The organism is Paraburkholderia sp. RL18-085-BIA-A, assembly GCF_046027075.1.
Taxonomy (GTDB): Bacteria; Pseudomonadota; Gammaproteobacteria; order Burkholderiales; family Burkholderiaceae; genus Paraburkholderia.
On record NZ_JARESU010000265.1, the window covers coordinates 1 to 5,795 of the forward strand.

The following is a 5,795-nucleotide window of genomic DNA, read 5'->3' on the forward strand; positions in this document are numbered from 1 at the left end:
TATGTGAATCGTCTGCTGCTCGACACGTGCTTCGGCCGTGAGGACGAGACTCTCGTTGCGCGCGAGCAGCAGATAGCCAGTCTGCGCGCCCGCATTTTCGAGCAGGATGCGCATCAGCGTGTCGACCAAATCATCGAGCACGATCTGGCTCGAGATGGCCTGAGAGGCCTTGGTGACTGACAGCAGATCCAGTTGCGCCACGTTGCCGGGCGAACAAAAAGTGGACGGTGGCGCCGACGCTTCGCGCGGTTGCGGCGCATGCTCGTCGATCTGCCTGACCTTGCCGTCGGCGCCCCAGCGCGCAAAGCAGTCACGCGCCTTTCGCATATATGTGTCGGCAAATGTCTCGAACCCGCGTGTCCGGTAGAACGCCGATGCGCGTTCATAAGCGATTGCCTCGTTCTGGACTAAGTCATGCTCGCGTGCCGATCGAATGGCCTGTTCGTACAGCCGCATGGCGTCGGAGTCACGAGCTTCGAGGCGGCCAATCTCCGCGGCTATCAGCGCGGCGCGGTCTGCGAAATTCTCGGGGCAATTGTTCGCCCACGTCTCGAGCTGTTTATGGTGAACGGACAGTGCCTCCAGATGCCTGGCTCGTTCGTCAGCCGATACCGAATCGCAGTGCGCTGCGCGCGCCAGTGCGTCATAGTAATGATATTCCGCCACCTCGAAGCAGAATGGCGTCGTCCACAGCAACCGCTCGGCATTCGATGCCGCCGCGATCGCGCAAGCGTAGTCACCTGCGAGGCAACGCGCTTGCAACTTGCGAATCCAATACCAGCAAGTGACGAGTGCCAGCCCCGGATCTGCGCCCAGATGCTGCTCGAACCGGTCTTCGTCGAATGCAGCATCGTTGAAGGAGCCAAAATCGGGAGTCAGGCCGCGGAGTGCTTTGATCAGCCTGAGTTGCGTAGTCATGACGTCGGCGACGAATTCGAACTGCATTTTGTGTGCGAACTCGAAGCCACTTTCAGCTTCCCGTTGCACATCGCCGAGGGGATCTCCGGCACCTAGAAGATTGGTGATCAGGTTGTTGCCGCAATAGCCTGCACACGTCAAGTCGCCGGTCTGGTTAGCCGTGTCAAAGGCGAGCCGGAGCAAGGCGCGACCTGACCGTATGTGCTTCGTCCAGGGAACGATGAAGGCGCCAAAGCACATGTAGACGCGGGAGTTGAAGCGATCCAACCCGTGCTTCTCGACGAGTTCGACGCCGAGCTTGCCGAACCGGAACCCGGCCCGGTAATCACCAAATTGCGGCCCGAGGGTCATGCCGAGCATGACATAGGCGAATCCCGATCCGTCGCTGTTGCCATGCTCGAGACTCATATTCGCCATGCGGCCGGCGATGAGACAATACAGGTTCATGTCGGTGGCATGGGCTGGCGGCTGGAAGGCAGTTAGCACGTCCAGGGTGGCACGGCAGACGGGATCGGTCATCGAAGGCAAATCGAGAAGCTGCTCGATCGTGCGGTTACCCATCCGTTGCCACAATCGCTCGTATTCCTGTTGCACCTCCTCCTTGCGCGGGTGTGCCGACCATGTGACGCCAACGGCACGAAGATATTCGAGGCTCACTTCAACGGCACGGTCGGCCTGTCCCGCGTTCATATAAAGCGCCATGCGCAGACACGCGACGGCGGCCTTATCGATGAGGTTCGCGGCGCGGTGTGAAAGCATCGACAGTCGTTGTTCCGCCGTCGTCAGGTCGCCGGTGAGGAATTCGCATTCGGCACGCTGAAAGCCGAGCGAGAACGCAAGCGCATCGTGCCGGTTCGTACCATCCTCTGCCGCCAGGGCGTGGCCGGCAGTGAAGTAGGCCAGTGCCGATGCGTAAGCCGTGGCTGCCTTGGCGCGCATGCCGGCGGAGAGATTAAGCTCAGCGACACGCTCGCGCTCCTCCGGTGCCGTGATCAGTGCGGCGCCCCGGTTGAACTGGTTCGCCACATCGAACAGATGCTCGGCGAGCTGGTCGGCCGTCATGCTCGAGAGCAGCACGCGGCCGATGCGCAGGTGGACTTCACTGCGGCGTCCTTCGGGAATCAGTGAATAAGCTGCTTGCTGGATCCGGTCGTGCAGGAACTTACCGCTGCCGCGGGTGCGCAAGATCAGATGTTCGCGCACCGCAGGCGCAAGCTGTTGCTCAACCTCGGCCTGGCCGCTGACCAGCGCGAGCATCCGCAGGTCGAACCTGTTGCCGAGGCAGGCGGCTAACTGCAGCGCCTCCTGTGCCGGGATCGGCAGTTGCCGCAACTTGCTCAACATCAGATCGACGACGTTGTCGGCAAAGTCTTTCGCCTTGATCTGCTCAAGGTTCCAGCGCCATGCCTGGATCTGTGCATCACGCCGTAGCAACCCCTCCTTATGTAGCGCATCCAGGAACTGAATAAAGAAAAACGGGTTGCTCTCGGTGCGTTCGCAAATGAGCTGTGTGAGTGGCTCGCAGGATGCCGGTGGCGCATGCAGCGTGTCGGCCACCAACTGGTTCAGATGCGCGGCGGACAACGGCGCGAGCCGGATGTCGACCACCGGCGTGCCACTGTGACGGATCGCAGCGAGGCTCTTCATCAGCGGATGCGTCCCGCTCACTTCGTTGTCGCGATAGGCGCCGATCAGCAGCAGATAACGGGTATCCGGGTGGGTGAGCAAGTGCTCGACGAGCGCCAGGCTGGCTGCGTCGATCCACTGCAGGTCGTCCAGGAAGAGGACTAGCGGGTGTGCCTTGCTCGTGAATACTGTCACGAATTGCCGGAAGACCAGGCGGAACCGGTTTTGAGCCTCCGTCGGCGGCAGCGCCGGTACCGGAGCTTGCCTGCCGATGATCAACTCGACTTTGGGCAACACATCGAGAATGAGCTGGCCATTGACCCCGACCGCAGCCTGTAGTTGTTGCCGCCAGCCAGCGAGGCGTGCGGCACTTTCGGCGAGCAGTTGCTGCACCAGCTCGCCAAACGCCTGCGTAAGGGTCGCATAGGGAATGTCTCGCTGGTACTGGTCGAACTTGCCGGAAATGAAGGCGCCGCGTTTCGCGACAATCGGCTTGCGCAAGGCGTCGACCAGCGCCGACTTGCCGATCCCCGAGTACCCGGATACGGTCGCAAGCGCCGCCCGGCCGGTGGACGCCATGAGTTCGAATACACCGAGGAGCGTATTTGATTCCTGATCGCGCCCATACAGTCTGTGTGGTATCTGGATGCGATCCGATAGATCGTCCGTGCCGAGGCGGAACGGCTCGATCCGGCCGCAGGCGCGCCATTGCGCCAGACACCGGTCTAGATCGGATTGCACTCCACGCATGCTCTGGTAACGATCCTCCGGTAGTTTGGCGAGCAGTTTCATCACGATGTCCGACACCGGCTCCGGCACCGCGGGCGCGATGTCGCGCGGCGGCGGTGGCATGCGGGCGATATGGCAATGCGTCCATTCCAACGGATCGCTCGCCTGGAACGGCAGTTGACCGGTGAGCATGCGATAGAGCAGCACACCCATCGAATAGCAATCGGTCCGGTAATCGACTGGACGATTCATGCGGCCGGTTTGCTCGGGGGACATGTACGCCCACTCGCCCACCGATACGCCAACGTCCTCTGGCGAGACGGTGTGCTCCTGAGTCGTCGCGAGGCTGAAATCCACCAGCAGAACATCGCCGGTTTCCGGTGCGACCAGAATATTGGCCGGCCGCAGATCCCGATGGATGACGTGGGCGGTATGGACGCCCGCCAATGCATCGGCCAGGTGATGCGCGATAGTCAGGCAGCGAGGCAGGTCCGGGCGCGGGCCGTGGCACAAAACGGTCTCGAGTGATTCGCCTGGGCCGTATTCCAGAATCGACACCAGGCGTCCGCGATCATCGGTCAGGGTAAGCGGTTTGGCAATGCCTGCGGCTGTCAACGTTTGAAGAAGCTGGTATTCGCCTTTGAAACGAGCGGATTGGACCGCGCCGGCGTGTTCAGGAAGGAGCTTCAGCAGCACCGGCATCTGATCCGTCAAGCGGCGGGCACGGTAGAGGTCGGAGCCCGCTGTCGTGCAGATCCGTTCGAGGATCCGACAGTTTGCGATGACCATGCCCCCTCCTTTGTCCGCTGGGACCGGCCCCGACCCTTGCACGTGCGATTTTCGCTGTTGCATGCAGCGTAGGATCCCAGCGATTTGATAACTAGTCTACTCGTCCGAGCCCTCACAAATACCACGCGTGGCAGTGCGCACACCGCCCGGTTCGCCCTGCCTCACCGTCATCCCCAGTCCGCGCGAATACTCCAATCCCCACAACGCTACAGTTCCGGCCGCATTGGGGCCGCTCGACGGTTTCCTCCCTTCAGTCTTTCCGACACTTCCCGCACGCCTCACCGCGAGACCACAATGCCGATTCGTCTCATACGTAACTCTGACGCCTCGCTCAGGCAACATTTCTTCGACATCGCACAGGGCCAGGTTGAAGCAAAGAATACCAGCGTACCGTGCAACTGATGATCGACACCAGAAACCGGGAGCAGCGCAGCGGTGATCTTCTTCACCCATGCAATCGCTCGGCCGCCTTCTCAACCTGACAAAGCCTTGAGTGGAACAACCGTAACAAACGTTTGTGCCGGGGATACCGAAACGTTATTTCTGCTCCTGGCGCATCTTGGGCTACGACATCGCGCAAAGCTTTTTCAAGCGGATCACTAACTAACGTGCAGGTGCGGCGGTCAGGCGCGAGGCGATCGTTGCAACATGTTTGCCCTGGAACCGGGCGATCGCGAGTTCGTTCTCACTTGGCTGCCGCGAGCCGTCCAGTTTGGCGACCGTCGAGGCACCGTAAGGCGTTCCGCCAGAGATTTCGGCCATGTTGCCTAATTCCGGGCAAGAGTAAGGCGCACCGACGACCAGCATACCGTGATGCAACAGAGTGGTATGGAATGACGTGAGGGTAGTCTCCTGTCCACCATGCTGACTCGCTGTACTGGTGAATACGCTGCCTAATTTTGCAATCAGCGCTCCCCGGGCCCACAAACCGCCGGTCTGGTCCAGGAAGTTTCGCATCTGTGCGCACATGTTCCCGAAACGCGTTGGCGTACCGAAGATGATTGCATCGGCTTTCGCCAAGTGCTCGACGTCGGCGATGGCAACGTGTGAAAACTGAGTTCGCGCCGATTTTGCGCCGCTTTTCTCCAACACTGCTTCAGGGACGAGTTCGGGCACTTGAAAAACGGACACTTCTGCGCCGGTTACCTCGCGCGCGCCTGAGGCGATCGCTTCGGCCAGTTGATACACGTGACCGTACATGCTGTAAAAGATGATCTGAATATTGGTTGTCATTTCTTTCACCAGTTGTCTCGGCGAAGTACGCTTACGCCGGATATGACTTTAGCTCGTGCGCCAGGCTGATCGGCCCGGACCCAAATGCTACGATAAACAGCAGCGCTCCCATTAGGTAAAGGTTCTTCATGAAGTGATACATCTGGTTCTGCACCTCGGCGGGACTGATGTTCCAGAACCTGTGAAAGATCGGGGTTACGATGATCAGCCACGCCAAAAGTGCCAAGGAAGCCCACCGCGCTTTCCACCCGACCGCGATCATGAGCCCTGCAATAAACTCGAACGGCAGGCTCAGAGACAGCAGCAGGTGCGCCGCCGGGATGCCGAGGCTGTTCATGAAAGCGACCGTCCCGTCAAAGGCCCACACGTTCATGAGTGCGCCCAACATAAAAATGTGCGCGACAAGCAGCCTAGCGGCCAGCGGCGCATAACGCTCAATGATGTTCATGATGACCTCCGATGATGGACTACTTCTTTCGCTGCGGGCACTCCGTAGCGGT

The 5,795-nt window shown here is 60.2% G+C and carries 4 protein-coding genes and 1 pseudogene; all 5 read right to left on the reverse strand.

Features of this window, described 5'->3' with window-relative positions; all coding sequences use genetic code 11:
• A partial coding sequence (locus P0D89_RS50485) for an ATP-binding protein (RefSeq protein WP_408379282.1) occupies positions 1-3,336 on the reverse strand: 3,336 nt, incomplete at its 3' end.
• Positions 3,337-3,342: 6 nt separating this feature from the next.
• A pseudogene (locus P0D89_RS50490) lies at positions 3,343-4,125 on the reverse strand (serine/threonine protein kinase); the annotation flags it as partial.
• A 215-nt stretch (positions 4,126-4,340) separates the two neighbouring features.
• Complete coding sequence (locus tag P0D89_RS50495) at positions 4,341-4,511, reverse strand: hypothetical protein (protein WP_408379274.1); 171 nt, start codon at positions 4,509-4,511, stop codon at positions 4,341-4,343.
• 154 nt (positions 4,512-4,665) lie between these two features.
• Complete coding sequence (wrbA, locus tag P0D89_RS50500; protein ID WP_408379276.1) at positions 4,666-5,295, reverse strand: NAD(P)H:quinone oxidoreductase; 630 nt, start codon at positions 5,293-5,295, stop codon at positions 4,666-4,668.
• Positions 5,296-5,326: 31 nt separating this feature from the next.
• The gene (locus tag P0D89_RS50505; RefSeq protein ID WP_408379279.1) at positions 5,327-5,743 is read right to left on the reverse strand and encodes a DoxX family protein; all 417 of its coding nucleotides are present in this window, start codon (positions 5,741-5,743) and stop codon (positions 5,327-5,329) included.
• Positions 5,744-5,795 lie beyond the last annotated feature (52 nt).

Excerpts from the sequence above, each read along its gene's own strand:
- P0D89_RS50505 (WP_408379279.1), bottom strand. The coding sequence starts at position 5,743 with ATGAACATCATTGAGCGTTATGCGCCGCTGGCCGCTAGGCTGCTTGTC.
- wrbA (WP_408379276.1), bottom strand. The coding sequence starts at position 5,295 with ATGACAACCAATATTCAGATCATCTTTTACAGCATGTACGGTCACGTG.